Origin of the sequence: Flavihumibacter solisilvae (assembly GCF_000814475.1) — a bacterium.
Classification (GTDB): Bacteria; Bacteroidota; Bacteroidia; order Chitinophagales; family Chitinophagaceae; genus Flavihumibacter; species Flavihumibacter solisilvae.
This window is the reverse complement of record NZ_JSVC01000028.1, coordinates 1-18686: the sequence shown is the minus strand read 5'-3', so window position 1 is coordinate 18686 and position 18686 is coordinate 1. Positions and strand designations below refer to the sequence as shown.

Annotated in this window: 17 protein-coding genes; 5 read left to right on the top strand and 12 right to left on the bottom strand. The window is 47.7% G+C overall.

What is annotated here, in order from left to right:
* Window positions 1-69: 69 nt before the first annotated feature.
* On the top strand, window positions 70-672 hold the full coding sequence (locus OI18_RS21105; protein ID WP_039143763.1) for a beta-class carbonic anhydrase: 603 nt from the start codon (window positions 70-72) through the stop codon (window positions 670-672).
* Window positions 673-706: 34 nt separating this feature from the next.
* Window positions 707-3139: an ABC transporter permease gene (locus tag OI18_RS21100; protein WP_039143761.1), complete on the top strand. Its 2433-nt coding sequence runs from the start codon at window positions 707-709 to the stop codon at window positions 3137-3139.
* Between the two features lie 409 nt (window positions 3140-3548).
* Here OI18_RS21100 and OI18_RS21090 read toward each other — a convergent pair whose 3' ends face one another.
* Window positions 3549-4439 (bottom strand): aldo/keto reductase, encoded by an 891-nt coding sequence (locus tag OI18_RS21090; protein WP_039143756.1) that lies wholly within the window; start codon window positions 4437-4439, stop codon window positions 3549-3551.
* A 141-nt stretch (window positions 4440-4580) separates the two neighbouring features.
* On the bottom strand, window positions 4581-5930 hold the full coding sequence (gene rseP, locus OI18_RS21085; protein WP_039143755.1) for an RIP metalloprotease RseP: 1350 nt from the start codon (window positions 5928-5930) through the stop codon (window positions 4581-4583).
* Between the two features lie 130 nt (window positions 5931-6060).
* Between rseP and OI18_RS21080 the strand changes: the two genes are divergently transcribed.
* Window positions 6061-6477, top strand: a complete 417-nt coding sequence (locus tag OI18_RS21080; protein WP_039143754.1) for a putative periplasmic lipoprotein — start codon at window positions 6061-6063, stop codon at window positions 6475-6477.
* Window positions 6478-6485: 8 nt separating this feature from the next.
* Here OI18_RS21080 and OI18_RS21075 read toward each other — a convergent pair whose 3' ends face one another.
* The 10 genes from OI18_RS21075 to OI18_RS21030 all read right to left on the bottom strand — a co-directional run bounded on the left by OI18_RS21075 (window position 6486) and on the right by OI18_RS21030 (window position 17865).
* The gene (locus tag OI18_RS21075; RefSeq protein ID WP_039143752.1) at window positions 6486-7640 is read right to left on the bottom strand and encodes a 1-deoxy-D-xylulose-5-phosphate reductoisomerase; all 1155 of its coding nucleotides are present in this window, start codon (window positions 7638-7640) and stop codon (window positions 6486-6488) included.
* Window positions 7641-7648: 8 nt separating this feature from the next.
* On the bottom strand, window positions 7649-8980 hold the full coding sequence (gene argH, locus OI18_RS21070; protein ID WP_039143750.1) for an argininosuccinate lyase: 1332 nt from the start codon (window positions 8978-8980) through the stop codon (window positions 7649-7651).
* Between the two features lie 45 nt (window positions 8981-9025).
* Entirely contained in the window at window positions 9026-10159 is a 1134-nt protein-coding gene (locus OI18_RS21065) for a M20 family metallo-hydrolase (protein ID WP_039143747.1), read from the bottom strand.
* Window positions 10156-10947 (bottom strand): acetylglutamate kinase, encoded by a 792-nt coding sequence (argB, locus tag OI18_RS21060; protein ID WP_039143744.1) that lies wholly within the window; start codon window positions 10945-10947, stop codon window positions 10156-10158. Before argB ends, OI18_RS21065 begins: the two co-directional genes overlap by 4 nt.
* 42 nt (window positions 10948-10989) lie before the next feature.
* Window positions 10990-11955: a Rossmann-fold NAD(P)-binding domain-containing protein gene (locus OI18_RS21055; protein WP_039143742.1), complete on the bottom strand. Its 966-nt coding sequence runs from the start codon at window positions 11953-11955 to the stop codon at window positions 10990-10992.
* A gap of 18 nt (window positions 11956-11973) precedes the next feature.
* A complete protein-coding gene (locus tag OI18_RS21050) occupies window positions 11974-13104 on the bottom strand; it encodes an aspartate aminotransferase family protein (protein WP_039143739.1) in 1131 nt (376 codons plus the stop codon).
* A gap of 28 nt (window positions 13105-13132) precedes the next feature.
* Window positions 13133-14107 (bottom strand): N-acetyl-gamma-glutamyl-phosphate reductase, encoded by a 975-nt coding sequence (argC, locus tag OI18_RS21045; RefSeq protein WP_039143736.1) that lies wholly within the window; start codon window positions 14105-14107, stop codon window positions 13133-13135.
* A 9-nt stretch (window positions 14108-14116) separates the two neighbouring features.
* Complete coding sequence (gene argG / locus OI18_RS21040; RefSeq protein WP_039143734.1) at window positions 14117-15310, bottom strand: argininosuccinate synthase; 1194 nt, start codon at window positions 15308-15310, stop codon at window positions 14117-14119.
* A gap of 17 nt (window positions 15311-15327) precedes the next feature.
* Window positions 15328-16071, bottom strand: coding sequence for a GNAT family N-acetyltransferase (locus OI18_RS21035; protein ID WP_039143727.1), 744 nt, complete (start codon window positions 16069-16071; stop codon window positions 15328-15330).
* 294 nt (window positions 16072-16365) lie between these two features.
* Complete coding sequence (locus tag OI18_RS21030; RefSeq protein WP_039143781.1) at window positions 16366-17865, bottom strand: GH3 auxin-responsive promoter family protein; 1500 nt, start codon at window positions 17863-17865, stop codon at window positions 16366-16368.
* Window positions 17866-18004: 139 nt separating this feature from the next.
* Here OI18_RS21030 and rplU point away from each other — a divergent pair, with 139 nt between their 5' ends.
* Both rplU and rpmA read left to right on the top strand, forming a co-directional pair.
* The gene (gene rplU / locus OI18_RS21025) at window positions 18005-18307 is read left to right on the top strand and encodes a 50S ribosomal protein L21 (RefSeq protein WP_039143725.1); all 303 of its coding nucleotides are present in this window, start codon (window positions 18005-18007) and stop codon (window positions 18305-18307) included.
* Between the two features lie 34 nt (window positions 18308-18341).
* Window positions 18342-18608 (top strand): 50S ribosomal protein L27, encoded by a 267-nt coding sequence (gene rpmA, locus OI18_RS21020; protein WP_039143723.1) that lies wholly within the window; start codon window positions 18342-18344, stop codon window positions 18606-18608.
* Window positions 18609-18686: the final 78 nt, after the last annotated feature.

Here is an 18686-nt window from a genome sequence, read left to right as displayed (position 1 = left end):
ATCACCCCAAATTTCCATTTTGAATTCTTCCTATAACTCTATAAATTTAATAGAGTTAAATCTTCCTACATGTCAAAGTCCTCCACTACTCCATCCCAGGTCCATAAGGAGGTCCTGGACGCCAACAAAAAATACGCAGCAGATTTCGGTGAAAAAGGGAAACTCCCACTTCCACCAGGCAGAAAATTTGCCATCCTAACGTGCATGGATGCACGCCTCGATCCTGCAAAATATGCAGGGCTTGCTGAAGGCGACGCCCATGTCATCCGCAATGCGGGTGGAAGGGCAAGTGATGATGCTATCCGGTCGCTGGTTATTTCTCACAAACTTCTTGGTACGAATGAATGGTTCGTGATCCATCATACCGATTGCGGCATGCAGTTATTCACAGATGATATCATGCGTGGCCTGCTGGCGAAAAGTCTTAAAACAGCAACAGTGGACGACAAAGGCTGGCGCAACGTGGAAGAGAATGGTGGTTCAGCCGAAGCTGCCAATATTGCCTTCCTTACTTTCACCAATCTTGAACAAAGCGTTGTGGATGATGTGAACCGCATCCGCAACCACCCACTGGTACCGAAAGACATCCCAATTTACGGGTACATTTATGATGTGAAGAGCGGCAAACTTATCGAGGTAAAAGAAGCCACCAAAGCCGGCAGCGTCGCCTGAAAACTTTGGTTATATTAGGCTATATAACTTTGCCATGATCCGCAACTTCATAAAAATCGCCTTCAGGAACCTGGGGAAGCATCCCTTTATTTCCTTTATCAACCTGTTCGGCCTGACCGTCGGTCTCACCTGTTGCCTGCTCATCACGATCTATATCGTGAATGAACTGAGCTATGACAAATACCATAGCAAGGCCGACCGGATTTACCGGATCACCCGTGAATTCCGAACCCCGGATGGAAATGTTGCCTTGCATCTTGGAACCATCTCCCCTCCTTTTGCTCCCTTACTGCGGAACGACTTCCCACAGATTGAAAAACTGACACGGTTATTGCCGCTCGATAATCCTGTGGTAATGCGCTATGGCGAAAAGATGTTCGCAGAAACGGAAGTGTATTTTGCAGACGAGTTTGTACCGGAAGTCTTCGATCTCCAAATGATCAAAGGCGATGCAAAGCAGGCTTTGTCAAACCCGTTCCACATCATGCTAAGTGAAGAAATGGCGGAGAAATATTTTGGGAACGAAGATCCGATGAACAAAGAGATCCGGTTCGACAACCAGCAGAACGCCAAAGTTGCAGGCGTGTATAAAGCTTTCCCTGCCAACTCGCATATCCATCCTTCTATTATGATCTCCTTCAATACGCTGAAGGATAGTGCGATCTACGGCGAAGAAAACCTGCGCACAAACTGGGGAAACAATTCTTTCCTCAATTATATTTTATTGCCGCAGAACTTCAAACCGGAGCAACTGTTAAAGCTTTTTCCTGCATTTGTTGACAAGCATATGAGCAGGGAATACACCATGCCCGGATTTAAGCCATCACAACTTACCAGCCTGCACCTCCAGAAACTTACGGATATCCACCTCCGCTCCCACCTCGATTATGAAGCGGAAGAAAACGGTGACATCAAACGTGTTTACATCTTCTCTGCAATTGCGCTCTTTATCCTGCTGATCGCCTGTATCAATTATATGAACCTTTCCACTGCACGGTCAACGCTTCGTGCGCGGGAAATAGGCATCCGGAAAGTGGTTGGTGCACAGCGAAAGGAAATCATTTCGCAGTTCCTGAGCGAATCTGTACTTCTGGTGGCAATCGCATTGCTGCTGGCTCTGACATGCACTATCCTTGCCCTGCCATGGCTTAATAAAGTAAGCGGACAGTTACTCTCAGCAGGGTCGGTGATTAACTGGAAATATCTTCCACTGTTGCTGGCTGTTCCATTTGTTGTCGGCATACTCGCAGGTATTTATCCTGCCATGTTCATGTCTGCTTTCCAGCCGGTAAAAGTGTTGAAAGGATTGCTGAAGTCAACCGGTGGCATTTCATTCAGGAAAGTATTGGTAACTGTACAGTTCGCCATTTCGATTGTACTTATCATCAGCACTGTAACTGTATTTAAACAGTTGAGGTATATGCAAACTCAGGACCTGGGATATGACCGCTCGCATGTGGTGACATTACCATTTTATTCTGTGATCAATGACCGGTTTGATGCGTTCCGCGACGACCTTCAACGCAACCCAGCAGTGTTGTCAATAACCCGTTCGTCGCGTATCCCGACAGGCCGGCTGCTGGACAATATGGGCGCTTCCACAATGGCAGGCGATTCCATGCGCCCGTCGAATGTGGATGTCAAGTATGTAATGGCAGACCATGATTTCCTACCAACCTATAACATTAAGATAGTGAAGGGAAGAAATTTCTCACGAGAGTTCGGAACGGATACCGCATCCTTCGTATTGAATGAAGCAGCAGTGAAAGCGCTGGGCTGGAAGTCGACAGGAGAAGCCGTGGGCAAGCCTTTTTTATATGGTGGAATAAATGGCCGCGTGATCGGCATCATGCAGGATTTCCATTTTGAATCGATGCACCAGAAGATCCTGCCGCTGGTGCTGATATTACCGGCGCCGACCCAGGCATTCTATTCAAACATTTCGGTAAAGATTGCCGGGAATAACCTGAAAGGTGCCCTGGGTCATCTCGAGGAAACCTGGAAGAAATACCTGCCCGAAACGCCTTACCAGTATACCTTCCTTGATGAAAATTTCAATCGCCTCTACCAGACGGAAATGCGGCAGGGAAATATCTTCACCATCTTTTCATGTATCGCCATTTTCATTGCGTGTCTCGGGCTACTCGGTCTTAGTGCATTCAGCATCTCACAACGCATTAAAGAGATCGGGATCCGCAAAGTACTTGGCGCAAGCACGCAGAACATCGTAACACTTATCTCACGCGATTTTCTGAAGCTTGTCGCTCTCGCTGCGGTGCTTGCTTTCCCGCTCGCCTGGTACTTCATGCACAGCTGGCTGCAGGACTTCGCCTATCGCATCAACATGCCCTGGTGGGTTTTCCTTGCCTCGGGCATTCTCGCTGCGATCATTGCACTGGTTACAATCAGCTTCCAGGCCATTAAAGCTGCATGGATGAACCCGGTAAAGAACTTGCGTACAGAATGACATCAAAATCACCAGTTGATTAAGTGAATAGGTGAAAACACTGTTTGCCGATTGTAGTTCCAGTATTATTTTTGCATCAGAATCCGAACGCCGGTAGGCCGGCATATCATACTACCGCAGGGGTCTGTGTAGAATGGGCAGCCTGCGGTTTTTTGTGCCCAAGACTCAAGGCTATGTTTCATAAGGTAGCAATTTTGATAGATGGAGGCTTCGCTTAATATTGCCTGGATGTCGTCAAAAAGGACAATCGATAAAATCGTCTTAGTCGCCGGCGACAGTGATTTCATATCACCAATGAAATTCTCCCGAAGGGAAGGCATACTAGTTTATCTGTACCCAATGGGCCAGGCACAAATAAAAATTGGCCTGAAAGAACACGCCGATTTCATACTTCAATAATCACCGTGACCTATTGCCCGATCGAAGTGTAATACAGGTCGTACCAGTCCTGGTGATCCATGTTGATGTTGAATGCATTTACAATGTTGCGGATGCGCTGCTCGTTTCGCGTTCCGATTAGCGGTAGTGCTCCGAGCTTGTTGAGCCAGGCAACTGCTGTGGATTCAACCGTGCTGTCATATTTCTTGCCGATCTCTTCAAGCTTGGCACGGACTTTCACTGCCTGGGCGTCTGTTCCGTTTTCAATGCGTCCATCAGCGAGGGGAGCAGATGCAATCGGGCGACTGTATTTCTGCCTGATATAATCGAGCTGGCCATTATCAATAGCCTGCGTTTGCAGCACGTTAAGTTCTATATGATTTGTCACAACCGGAATGCGGAGGTGATTGGCAAGTAGTTGTTGTTTGAAGACAGAAAAATTTGCAACCCCGAGATTCCGGATCTTACCTGAATGCTTAAGCCTTTCCAGCGTAATCACCGTTTCTTCCAGGTCAGACAAATGATCGAGCTGGTCGAGCAGGAAGATGTCTATATAATCGGTCTGGAGTTTACGGAGTGAATTCTCCACGCTGCGCGTGATATGCGCAGCACTGGTATCAACATGCGGAATGCGTACACCAGGGTTGTTCGGGTGCGGTACATTCAATCCGCATTTGGTAAAGAGAACGATATCTTCCCGCTTGAACGACTTCTTCTCCATTACTTTCCCAAAGATCTCTTCCCCCAGAAAGCCGGCATATTTATCTGCGTGATCAAAGGTGTTAATGCCCAGCTCAAGACAAAGATTGATGATCTTCTCCATCTCATTTTCTGCAGCAGCACTACTGTCATCCCACCTCCAGAAACCATAAATCGCAGGAGACACTTTTGGGCCGTAATCTGAGAGATAAATCTTTTCCAAAGTAAATAGTAAAAATTAATTATAAAATCGGGTACCGGATCAGAAGGCAAAAGATAAACATTAATAATTGAAAAAGTCCATCTTCAAGTGAGACGGACTTTTGAATTTATATTTTAGATTTTAAATCGGATCTAAGGTGCTTTACTTAAACAACCTGAAAATATCAAGTCCCAGTGCATACGCCATCAAACCAAGCAGCAACACCATTCCGACCATCTGCGCATACTCCAGGAATTTTTCACTCGGCTTACGTCCGCTTACCATTTCGATTATTGTGAACAATGCGTGCCCCCCATCGAGCCCTGGTATCGGAAGAATATTCATCAGCGCCAGCACCAGCGAGAAGAAAGCCGTAAGGCTCCAGAACTGCATCCAGTCCCACTGCGGTGCAAACATCTTACCGATGCTGATCACGCTTCCGAGCGATTCGTTGGTATTCACTTTACCACTGAAGATGAGCTTCAGTTGCAGCCAATATGATTCAAGTGTTTCGATACTCTTGGTAAAGCCGGCAGGAATTGCGTCGAAGAAACCATAACTGATTTTCTTTACTTCGAACGAATCAACTGTGGACAGTGGATAAACGCCGATGGTGCCATTCTCGGAAACTGTTGCTGCCACATTGGACGTGTCTTTTCCGCGGACAACCTGCATTTCGATCGGTTTGCCCTTGTTCGACTGGATCGCCTTTCGGAACTCGTGGTAATATGGAACAGGTTTGCCGTTTACAGCCAATACCTGGTCGTTCTTCCTGAGCCCCGCACGTGCGGCGGCGCTGGTATCAATAACGGAATCGATGCCGGTAAAGGGCACCCGCATATCGATAAAGTTGATCGTTTTAAAATGGATCAGTTTGGCTGCAAAATCGTCCGGAATATTTACAGTAACCGGTTTCCCATCCCGTTCAACCTCAAGTGTCTTTGCGCCGGTAAGGATCACTTTGAGCGGGATCTTGTTGAAGCGATCGATGTATTCACCATCCACACGAAGCAGGTGGTCCCCGTCGCGCAGGCCGATGCTCTGTGCGAGTGAATCGGTGGCAATCCCATACTTGAATTTATTAGTCGGCACATAGGATTCACCCCAGTACCACAACATGCATGCATAAATGAGAAACCCGAGGATCAGGTTCACAGTGACACCACCCAGCATGATGATGAGTCGCTGCCATGCAGGTTTACTGCGGAACTCCCAGGGTTGCGCCGGTTGCTTCATCTGCTCTTTATCCATGCTTTCGTCGATCATGCCGGCGATCTTTACGTAGCCGCCGAAAGGCACCCATCCCAGTCCATATTCCGTTTCGCCAATTTTCTTTTTGAAAAGGGAAAACCATGGATTGAAAAACAGGTAAAACTTCTCCACCCTGCATTTAAACCATCTCGCAGGTAAGAAGTGACCCAATTCATGAAGTACTACTATGATGGAAAAGGAAAGGATAAATTGCCCGGCCTTAACTGCTACTTCCGCCCAATTGATAGCTAACAACGTCATATTAAAATTCTGTAAGATACGTTTTTGACTAGTGACAAATATCCGGGAAAAAACCCTACCGGGAACATAAATTTTTTACAAAACTGACAACGTAATTTGCCGCAAAATTGTCAAGTAAAAAATCATTCGAATGAAAAATCTCGTTTTTGTAGCGATTGCCGTAGTCCTGTTCAGTGCTTGCCTCAAATCCAACGACGTTCCGGAACCAGACCGGATCCTTGTACCCATGAACTTTTCCAGGGTGATTACGCCTGACTCAACCCAGGTCGGTGATACGATGGTAGCCCAGGTCACTGTAACCGGGTCAAACCTCTGTTATCGTTTTGAAGGATATGATGGTGCCAGAAATGGTGTTTCTGAAGAGTTTGACATCTTTGCAGTGGGAAGCATTCCTAATCCCAATAAAAAAGATACCACATGCCCTGACATTCAATATTCAAAAGATACTGTCCTCAGGATCACTCCCAAAACACCAGGCAAACTGACACTGAAGTTTTACAACGGTTCTACCATCTTCAAAGTAGATACTGTTGTTGTATACAACTAAGTCAGTGATCACAAATGAATCAGGGTAGCCGCGAATTCGCGGGCTTCGGCGTCACTTTCAAAATATTCTTCCAGGGTGGGTTGCGCGATAAAGGCAACTTTTTGCATGGTCCTTTCAATGACATCAGTCATATCGAGGAAGCCCACCCTGTTTCTAAGGAACGCAAATACTGCGATCTCATTGGCTGCATTCAGCACGCAGGGTAGGTTTCCGCCTTTGAACAGCGCTTCGGTAGCTAGTGTGAGGTTGCGGAAAGTTTTTACATCCGGCTCCTCGAAAGTGAGGGTATTCGGCCGGCGGAAATCATATCTTGGAAATTTGCTTGGAATCCTTTGCGGAAAGGAAATGGCATATTGAATCGGCAGCTTCATGTCGGGCAATCCCATCTGAGCTTTCAGGCTGCCGTCTTCAAACTGAACAATACTGTGAATTATGCTTTGCGGGTGAACGAGCACCTGTACCTGCTCGGGACGAAGGTTGAAGAGCCATTTGGCCTCGATCATTTCCAATCCCTTATTCATCAGCGTTGCTGAATCAATCGTGATCTTGGCACCCATATTCCAGTTGGGATGCTGAAGGGCATGATCACGCTTTACATTTACGAGGAAGTTTGGTTTCTTGCCGAGGAAGGGGCCACCTGATGCAGTCAGGATCACTTTATCGATCGGGTTCAAGTTCTCTCCTACCAGGCACTGGAAAATGGCGGAATGCTCACTGTCAACCGGGATGATCGGCACTCTTTTTTCGATCGCTTTTTTCATTACGATATCGCCTGCCACAACCAGTGTTTCTTTATTGGCGAGGGCTACCGCTTTCCCCTGTTCAACGGCCTGCAGGGTAGGTTTCAGTCCCGCAAAACCTACAATAGCAGCCAGCATGAGATCATAACAATCCATTGCCGCCACTTCTTCGAGCGCATTTTCCCCTGCAAAAACTTTTACGTCTGTTCCGGCTAATGCAGCCTTTACCTTTTCATAGCGTGTTTCGTCACCGATGACAACAATATTTGGATTGAACCTGCGGGCCTGCTCAACCAGTAATTCATCATTATGCTGCGCCGTAAGGATTTCTGCCTGGAACATTGACGGGTTGGCAGCGATCACTTCAAGCGCTTGCGTTCCTATTGAACCGGTGGATCCGAATATTGCTATACGTTTCTGCATGCGGCAAATTAACGTAATAATTGTGCGATAGCAGCATTTGTGTCCTGAAAATTAAAGCGCTCCATCACCTGTTCCATGGCATTTTTGATCTCGGCAGTCCGCAGGTTGCCGATACTGCCTTCATGCGTATGCTGCAGGTGGGTGTCGTAGCTATAACTGCCATCCTCAATAGACAATCCGACCTGTTTGTATGCATCGCGGAAGGGAATCCCTTTAAGCACGAGTTTGTTCACTTCTTCCACGCTGAAGAGATATTTATATTTCTCATCGGCCAGGATGTTTTGCTTCACCTCGATATTTTCGAGCATGAGTCCCGCCATGCTGATGCAATCTTTCAGGGTTGCGAAGGCTGGGAACAGGTGTTCCTTCAGCAGCTGGAGGTCGCGGTGATAACCGGAGGGCAGGTTTGTGGTCATCATCATGATCTCATTTTGCAATGCCTTGATCCGGTTGCAATGGGAACGGATGAGTTCAAATACATCCGGGTTTTTTTTATGGGGCATGATGCTGCTTCCGGTGGTCAGTTCCGGCGGGAAGCTGATGAAACCGAAGTTCTGGTTCAGGAAAAGACAGGCATCCATTGAAAGGCGCGAGAGGGTGTCTGCGATATTGGCCATAGCCATTGCCACCACCCTTTCCGCTTTTCCGCGGCCCATCTGCGCATATACCACGTTGTTGCTGAGCGCAGCAAAGCCAAGCAGTTCAGTAGTGCGGGTACGATTGATGGGAAAAGAAGAACCATATCCTGCTGCCGACCCAAGCGGGTTCTTGTTCACCACTTCATAGGCTGCCTGCAGGGTCACCAGGTCATCGACCAGGCTTTCGGCATAGGCTCCGAACCAAAGTCCGAACGACGACGGCATTGCCAGCTGCAGGTGGGTATAACCGGGAAGCAGGTGATCCTTATATTTTTCACTCTGGCGCTGCAGCAAGTCAAAAAGGGGTTGTACCGCCTCTGCAAGCTCCTGCACCTGGTCGCGGATAAACAGCTTCAGGTCCACCAGCACCTGGTCATTCCTGCTGCGGGCGCTGTGGATCTTCTTGCCCGTATCACCCAGTGATTCAGTAAGCAGGAATTCCACCTGGGAATGAACGTCCTCAACGCCTTCACCTATCACAAACTCTCCCTTGCCAATACGTCCGTAGATCTTCTTCAGTTCCGTTACCAACTCGTTCGCCTCCGGTTTCGTAAGCAACCCGATTTCCGACAGCATGATCGCATGGGCCATGTTTCCCAGCACATCCTGTGCAGCCATCATCGTATCGAACTCACGGTCGCGGCCAACCGTAAACTTTTCCACTTCCTTCAGCGAGGTGATATTTTTCTGCCAGAGTTTCACGGTAATAATTTATAATTCAAAATTTAAAATTCAAAAGGCACCGGTCTAACTTCGATGTAGCCTCATCGCCCTTGAGATTATTTCAATGTATTCTATGATTCCCTCTTCCAGCTCAACGACATAGATGAATTCATCGGCGGTATGGCTTCTTGCACTGTCACCCGGACCGCACTTCAGTGCTGGGAAAGGCATCAGGGCTTTATCGGAAGATGTGGGTGACCCGTAATAATCTATTTCGAGTGACAAACCCGCGCGAACGAGCGGATGATTCATCGGGATGGCAGTTGCACGCAGGCGTGTACTGCGTGGCTTAACCTGTGATGAGATATTCGACCTCACAATATCGAGGATCTCCTCGTGGGTATATGCGTCGGTCACGCGGATATCGACAGTATATGAACAGGCAGCCGGCACAACATTGTGGGCTTTATTTTCAGTGCTGATGACGGTTACATTCATCTTTACCGGCCCGAGCGTGGGAGACACTTTCGGAAACTGGTAAGTACGGAACCAGTTGATATCGTCTACAGCTTTATAGATGGCGTTAACGCCTTCTTCCCTTGCAGCGTGACCAGCCACTCCTTCAGCTGTGCAGTCGATGACCAGCAGGCCCTTTTCTGCAACCGCAAGCTTCATCTGTGTTGGTTCCCCTACGATGCCGGACCAGTTTTTATAAAGCCCGGCAGCTTCGCCGGTTGTTGATGATAGTCCAACCGAAAGCATGAATTCAGGTGCACGTAACAAGGCTTCAATGCCATTGAAGCCTGAGATCTCTTCTTCAGCCGTTGCTGCGATCACGACGTTCCATGCCAGGTCCGCTTGATCATGGAAGTGAAGAAATGTAGCAATTAAGGCAACGAGACAGCCACCTGCGTCATTACTTCCGAGACCAAATAATTTCCCATCCTCTTCACCGGCCTCAAACGGATCACGGGTGTATTGCGGATTTGGTTTCACGGTATCATGATGGGAATTGAGAAGAAGGGTCGGCTTTGACTTATCGAAATGTTCATTTACCGCCCAGACATTATTCAGATACCGGTTCACATTAACTCCTCTTTCCTGCAGGTATGAATAGATGAGGTCAGCGGTTTTGTCCTCCTCCCTGCTGAGTGAAGGTGTTTGAATCAATGCTTTCAGCAGTGATAACGCGTCTTTATATAAATGGTCGACTGTCATGCAGAAATGAGTGTTCCGGTAGTAGATGGAGTTGTATTCTGCAGCAGATCGTCTGCGTGACCGATCAATACTTCCTTTACACCTGCATCAATGGCTGCAAATGCATTGTCAAGCTTGGGAAGGATCCCCGCAAATAATTTCTGTTCTGCTTTCAGTTGTGCGTAGGACTCTTTGTTGATGGTACGGATGACGGAGTTGTCATCTTCCACGGATTCAAGCACACCTTTCTTTTCAAAGCAATAGATCAGCCGCACGTCATAAGCCGTTGAAAGCGCTACAGCTATTGCCGACGCCATAGTGTCGGCATTCGTGTTCATGATATGAGCATTGCTGTCGTGCGTGAGTGGCGCCAGCACTGGTACAAATCCATTATCAAGGAGAACCTGCCATCGGTCTGAAGGCAACTGGTTGCTTTTCACATCACCTACCCAGCCCCAGTCAATTTCTTTTACAGGACGCTTTTCTGCCGGAACAAGGTTGCCGTCGGCGCCGCAAATTCCGAGTGCATTGCACTTAAGTGCCTGCAGTTGGGCTACGATCTTTTTATTAACCAGTCCGCCATACACCATCGTGACCAGGTCAATCGTCTGGTCGTCGGTGATCCTTCGTCCGTCTACGTATTTCGATTCTATACCCAACTGTTCACCGATCCGGGTTGCAATTTTACCGCCGCCATGCACAAGGATCTTCCTACCATCCACGGTGGCGAAATCGCCAAGAAATGACCGAAGTGCGTCGGAATTGTCAATTACGTTTCCGCCGATTTTTATGATGAAAAGCTTGTTCAATTAAAATCAATATTTAAAAGTCAAATCTGTCCTACCCACTCCTCACTTGCTTCGCAGCAGGTTCGCTAATACAGCCTGCGCTGCCCACACCCGGTTTCCCGCCTGCGTGGTCACGAGGCTGTTGGTACTGTCGAGAATCTCGTCGCTCAGTTCAACATTGCGGCGAACCGGCAGGCAGTGCATCACTTTTGCATTTCGTGATACCCGCAGTTTTTCATTCGTAAGCATCCAGGACGGATCATTGCAGTAGATCTTGCCGTAGTCGTGGAAGGTGCTCCAGTTTTTCACATACACGAAGTCGGCATCGCGAAGGGCTTCTTCCTGGTCGTGCGTAATAGTCGCACCTTGGGTAAACTGGGTATCGAGTTCATAATCTTCCGGGTGTGCAATAACAAACTCTGCCTGTCCCCATGCATTTACCCACTGAGCGAAGCTGTTGGCCACACATTGTGGCAGGGGCTTTACATGCGGTGCCCAGGTAAGAACTACTTTCGGCTTGCCCTGCGGCTTGGGTGATTGTGACAGCACCTCGGTCATGGTGATAATATCGGTAAGGCTCTGGAGCGGGTGCAGTGTGGCACTTTCCAGGCTCACTACCGGGATGCCTGCATATTTGATGAACTGGTTGATATAAAGTTCGCTGTAATCGTCGTCCCGGTTCTTGAGGGAAGGAAAAGTCCGGATACATAGGATGTCAAAATATTTCCCCATGATCGGCGCCGCATCTTTCACATGCTCAACAGTATTGCCGCTCATGATTGCTTCTTCCTCGAATTCCAGTGCCCAGCCTTCACTACCGACATTAAACACTACCGCTTCCATACCCAGCTGCTGTGCAGCTACCTGGGTACTCAGGCGCGTGCGCATGCTGGGATTCAGGAACAACATCCCGATCCGCCTGCGCGTACCAAGGTTGATGTCTTTATACGGATCCGCCTTATACGCGAGCGCCTCCTGTACCAGTGCGTTAATGTCTTTTACATCTTTTACGGAAACGAAATTCTTCATATACAGTTCAGTTATCGGTTAGTTCAGTTCTTCACGCAATGCCCCGAGAAAGGTATCGGCTTCTGCCTTCGTGAGCGCGAGTGATGGAAGTAAACGGATTACGTTTGGCTTGGCTTCCCCGGTGAAAATGCGATGCTTTTCGAGCAGGTTCTTACGGAGGTCTTTATGTGTTTCCGGAACATCAAACCCGATCATGAGTCCTGCTCCTCTTACATTCGCGATTTTTGGCATAGCCTTCAGTTGTTCCATCAGGTAATCTCCTGTTTGCTTAGCATTCTCCATCAGGTTTTCCTGCTCCATCACTTCAAGCACAGCCAACGCAGCTGCACATGCGAGATGATTCCCACCGAAGGTAGTTCCCAGCATGCCATACTTCGGCTGCAGGTGCGGTGCAATGGAAATGCCGGCCACAGGGAATCCATTTCCCATGCCCTTAGCCATGGAATAAATATCTGCGTTTACGCCGGAATGATCCTGCGCATAGAACTTACCACTTCTGCCATAACCACACTGAACGGCATCGGCAATGAAAACTGCGCCTGACTCATCGCACAGCCTGCGGATAGCCTGCAGGAATTCTGTTGAAGCCACATTAATGCCTCCTACACCCTGGATTCCTTCCACGATCACGGCTGCTATTTCTTTACCCTGTGCATTGAACAGTGCCTGCAGGGAAGCAGTATCATTGAAAGGAAGAAAGATGACATTATTGGTCTGGTTCACCGGTGCAACAATGGCGGGGTTGTCGGTTGCAGCAACTGCCAGCGAGGTCCTTCCATGAAATGATTTCCGGAAAGCGACGATCTTTTTCCTGCCGGTATGAAAGGATGCCAGTTTCAATGCGTTCTCATTTGCTTCAGCACCGGAATTGCATAAAAAAAGCTGGTAATCGTTCTTTCCTGAAAGTTTACCGAGCTTGTCTGCGAGTTGCTGTTGCTGTGGAATCAGCACCGAATTCGAGTAGAATGCTATCTGCCGCAGCTGTGATTCTATCTTTTCAACCCAGTGCGGGTGGGTATGACCGATGGAGATCACGGCATGACCACCATACATATCGAGGTATTGGTTTCCCTTGTCGTCCCACACATTAGATCCTTTTGCTTTGGTGATGGCGACATTGTTAAGGGGGTATACGTCAAAGAGTTTCATTCTTCAGATTCAAAAGTGAAAAGAAAAATTAAAAAAAGTTCGCCTTGAGCTTCAGGCCTTCGCATTCATTGCGCCCGAACATCAGGTTCATGTTCTGTACAGCCTGGCCGCTTGCTCCTTTGAGCAGGTTATCAATTGCGGAATGTACCACGAGTTTTGTTCCTACTTTTTCAAGCTGCACAACAGCCTTATTGGTATTGACCACCTGTTTCAGGAAGATGGCATCATCATTCACGAAAGTGAACGGATGATCGGCATAAAATTCATTATACAGGTCGAGCAATTCCTTCTTCGGAAGCGGGCAGGTCAATGTGGAGCTGATGAAGATTCCACGCGTGAAATCGCCGCGCCAAGGAACAAAGCTCAGGTCAAATTCTGTTTCTCTCTGCAGTTGCAGGAGCGATTGTCCTATTTCACCAAGATGCTGGTGCGATAATGTTTTATAAGCCTGGATATTATTTGCGCGCCAACTGAAATGCGATGTCCCTGAAAAGGATTGTCCAGCTCCGGTTGACCCGGTAATACCGGTAGTATAGATATCGGAAAGCAAACCGACTTTTGCCAGTGGCAGCAGCCCGAGCTGGATGGCAGTTGCAAAGCAGCCTGGGTTAGCAATGGCCTGGGCCTTGCGGATCTCTTCGCGGTTGAGTTCTGGTAATCCATACACGAATTTCCTGCCCTGGAATTCAGCATTTGCAACCAGGCGGAAATCGTTTGACAGGTCAATGACCCTGACATGATCCGGAAGCGCTGTTGCTTCCAGGAATTTCTTCGCATCACCATGTCCTGTACAGAGAAACAGTACGTCAACCGTCGTGTCGAGCTTATCCGTAAACAGCATTCCTGTTTCTCCGACCAGGTCCTGGTGAACCGAGTGCAAGGGCTTTCCCGCACTGCTTTTGCTATGTACAAAAACAATCTCCGCTGCAGGGTGATTGATCAATATCCTGATCAATTCACCACCAGTGTAGCCTGCACCTCCTACTATTCCGATTCTGATCATAATAATGTATTATTCACCTTTGTTTACGGCGTTCCAGATCGCAGTCTGGTTACCGAATATTTTCGAGAATCCTCTCACATCTTCACCACTCCAGCCACTGTTCATTTCGCCATACTTGCCAAACTTCGACGACATCAGGTCGAAAGCAGATTCGATGCCGGTCACCTGGAAACGGTACGGCAACAACTGCACATATACGTCACCGGTAACATTCTGTTGTGAGCGCTCGAGGAAGGCCTCGATGTCGCGCATTACAGGATCCAGGATCTGGCCTTCGTGCATCCAGTTGCCATAGAATTGTGCGAGCTGGTCTTTCCAGTTGAGCTGCCACTTGGTGAGCACATGCTTTTCGAGGGCATGGTGTGCCTTCAGGATCACCATGGGAGCAGCGGCTTCAAATCCAACGCGGCCTTTGATGCCGATGATGGTGTCGCCGACATGGATATCGCGGCCAATGCCGAATGGACCCGCAATGCTTTGCAGGTGCTGGATAGCTTCCGCGGGGTGATCAAACTTGCGGTCGTTGATGGCCGTGAGTTCTCCTTTTTCGAAGTGCAGTTTCACTTCTTCAGGATTTGATTTGGTCACCTGTGTAGGCCAGGCTTCTTCCGGCAACATTCCCTTCGAGGAAAGTGTCTCCTTTCCGCCTACACTGGTTCCCCACAATCCTTTATTGATAGAGTAAACAGCTTTGTCAAAGTTCATTGCTACCCCTTTCTCCTTCAGGTATTCGATCTCTGCTTCGCGGCTTAGCTTCAGGTCGCGGATAGGTGTAATGATCTCCACACCGGGGATCATAATATGGAACACCATATCAAAACGCACCTGGTCGTTTCCTGCACCGGTACTGCCATGCGCAACGGCATCAGCGCCGATCTCCTTAACATGTTCAGCAATATGCAGCGCCTGGCTAAGTCTTTCCGCGCTTACACTCAGGGGATAAGTATTGTTCTTGAGCACATTCCCGTAAATGAGGTAACGGACAATGCGGTCATAATATCCTTTAACGGCATTCACGGTCTTGTGCGATTTCACGCCAAGAGCATATGCATGCGCTTCGATCTTCTTCAGTTCGTCGTCGGTGAAACCACCGGTATTCACGATAACGGAATGCACTTCGTATCCTTTGTCTTCACTCAGATACTTTACGCAGAAGGTGGTATCCAGGCCACCACTGAATCCTAAAACAACTTTCTGTGACATTATTAGCTGGTCTGTTTTTAAAAGTTAAAGAAGAACTGGAGCAGGGAAAACATCTTCTTCTTTCCTGAAGAAGCGCCACCTTGTTTATCGCCGGTATTGTCCGTGCCTGTGGCTTTTTTCAGGAAGGCTTTGATGAAACGCGACTGCTTGAATCGCATGAGGCGTTCATATGCTTTCGAGTGCTGCTTGAAATCAGCTGCAGTTTCTTCGGGCTTGTAATGATCCTTAGGGTCGTAGAGCATGGCGGTACACAGGCAATTCTTGCGTTCCTTGCTCATGAGGATGTCGAAATTCACACAACTTTTGCAACCAGACCAGAAGGCTTCATCCTGTGTGAGCTCAGAATACGTTACCGGCTCATATCCCAGGTCGGAGTTGATCTTCATAACGGCCAGGCCGGTAGTGAGACCGAACAGTTTCGCATTGGGGAATTTTTCACGCGAAAGCTTGAACGTACACTCCTTGATGCGTTTTGCAACTCCGCTTTTCCTGAATGCAGGTGATACGATCAGTCCTGAATTGGCCACGTATTCACCATGGCTCCAGGTTTCGATATAACAAAAACCAACCCAGGTACCGTCTTCAGTCAATGCGATCACTGCTTTTCCTTCATGCATCTTTTCAACGATGTACTCGGGCGAGCGTTTGGCGATACCGGTTCCCCGGGCCTTGGCTGACGATTCCATTTCATCGGTGATGGTAGTTGCAAAATGGCTATCATCGGGAGTGGCTACCCTGACGATAATGTTTTGTGTTTCCACTTACAGTAAATTAAGAATCAGTAAATTTTAGCGTACACGTATTGTGTAAGAATAAATTTCGTGGGGCTTTTTTCACTGATAGGGGCCGTTGCAAAGGGCTCGTCCTACCAGCAACCACGTCGCGGTCGTGGCAAAAAACAAAAGGCAGCTTCCGGAGAAAATACAACCCGGCTATCCATCTGGAGAGGAGCGCTATGTTGTTGGAATGCTTTCATGTTCAATTAGTAATGCCTTCGTTATTTAAAATGATGGACAAAACTATAAGTTTTTAGCGGAAATAAGTCAAAAAAAAATTTAAAATTCTTCTTTCCATGGCGTGAGGGCATCAGCGAGTGCCCTGTCGTTACTCAACCTTGGTACTTTATTCTGGCCACCAAGTTTCCCGATGCTCTTCATATAATCAATAAAGCCATTCTTACGGACAGGAGTAATCCGCAGGGGCAACAGTATATTCCCGGTGATGAGATCATCATAATAGATGTTCTTTTTACGGAGATTTGCATTCACCTGTTCTGCAAACGCACTGATATCTTCGGGCCTGTTGTCAAACTCGATCAGCCATTCGTGGTATGATTTGCCTTTGTCCTGCGAGATCATGGGTGCTACGGTAAACTCAGTGATGTGCACTCCAGCTTCTGTTGCAGCTTTCATCAGGCTGTATTCCACTTCTTCACCGATCACATGTTCGCCGAAAGCGGAAATGAAATGTTTGATCCTGCCCGACACTACTATACGATACGGGTCCGTTGAAACGAACTTAACTGTATCGCCGATATTGTAGCTCCACAGTCCGGCATTTGAGTTAATGATAATGGCATAATTCTGCCCAACTTTTACATCCTGCAGGCCGATCCTTTTAGGGTTTGGCAGGAAGATCTCTTCTGCAGGCACGAATTCGAAATAGATGCCGCTGTTGGTATTGAGGAGAAGTCCCTCAGCTTCCTGCGAATCCTGGAAAGCGAAAAATCCTTCTGAAGCAGGGTATGTTTCAATAGCAGCTATTTTCCTGCCGATGCTTTCAAAAAGCTTTGCCTTATAAGGTTCGAAGTTCACGCCGCCATGCACCAATACGGAGAAATCAGGGAACAACTCTCCCACTTTCTTACCGCTTCTTTCGATCAGGCGGTCGAAATACATCTGCATCCATGGTGGGATACCACTGATCAGTGTCATGTTACGGTTGATGGTTTCCTCGACGATCCGGTCCAGTTTGGTTTCCCAGTCATCGATACAGTTCGTTTCGTATGAAGGCAACTGGTTGGTCCTCAGATAACTTGGGATCTGGTGATTAACAATGCCGCTGAGCCTGCCCGTGGGGATGCCGCCGATCCTTTCCAGTTCCGGGGATCCTGAAAGGAAGATCATTTTTCCGTCAAAGATGTTTGAGCTGCCTATCTCAGCCATATTGCAGAAAACCGCGTTCCGACCACTGTTGAAGTGGTTCGGCATGGACTCCTTGGAGATGGGGATATATTTAATACCACTGGTGGTACCGGATGTTTTGGCGAAGTACATCGGCACGCCTTTCCATAATATATTATGTTTCCCTTCCTTGATCATGTCGATATAGGGGCGGAAACCTTCGTAATCGCGGAGGGGAACAGCCTGGCGGTACTCCTCAGGGGTTTTGACGGAATCGAAGTGGTGATCCCGGCCGAACTGGGTATTGGCACCTGTTTTGAGCAGGTCACGGAAGATGGCCTCCTGGTCGGGGACGGCGTTCTGCATGGACTTTTTCACCTGTTTCACCACATAGGCCGCAAAAGGTTTAGCCAGGAAAGACTTGAATTTCATACTGTCAGGCTGCTTGAATGCCGGCAAATTTAGGGGGTCATTTCGTTCCGGCACCTTAAATTTGCAGTAATTATTTCTGAAAATCTATTTGCAAGTAAGGTTTTTCCCCTTACCTTTGCACTCCTAATTTTGGTAAGTTATGTTTGCAGTTGTTAAAATAGCCGGGCAGCAATTCAAGGTAGAAAAAGACCAGACCTTGTATGTACCTCAATTGTCAGGTAACGCCGGCGATAAAGTAGAATTCTCTGAAGTATTGCTGGTCGATAACAACGGAAGCCTCAGTGCAGGTGACGCGGTTAAAGTTGTAGTTAAAGCTGAAATCGTAGATCATCTCCAGGGTGACAAAGTCATCGCCTTCAAAATGAAAAGAAGGAAAGGATTCCGTAAAAAGATTGGTCACAGGAATCACTATACCAAAATCAAGATCAACGAAATCGCATAATCCCGGTATTATTACCGTTTAAAATTTATTCGTCATGGCACACAAAAAAGGTGAAGGTAGTGTTAAGAACGGTCGCGACTCACAAAGCAAGCGTCTTGGTGTAAAGATCTTCGGTGGTCAGCCTGCTATTGCTGGAAACATCATCGTTCGTCAGCGTGGTACTGTTTATCACCCAGGCAAGAACGTTAGTGTTGGAAAAGATTTCACACTGTTCGCAACTACTGATGGTGTTGTAGAATTCAGGAAGACCAAAGACAACAAGACTGTTGTTTCTGTTTCTTCAACTGAAGTTGTTGCTTAATCATTTCTGATTAAACAACAAAAAAAAATTTTGCAGTTTCAGATTAGTTTATATTTTTACCCTCGGTAACCCATTTAC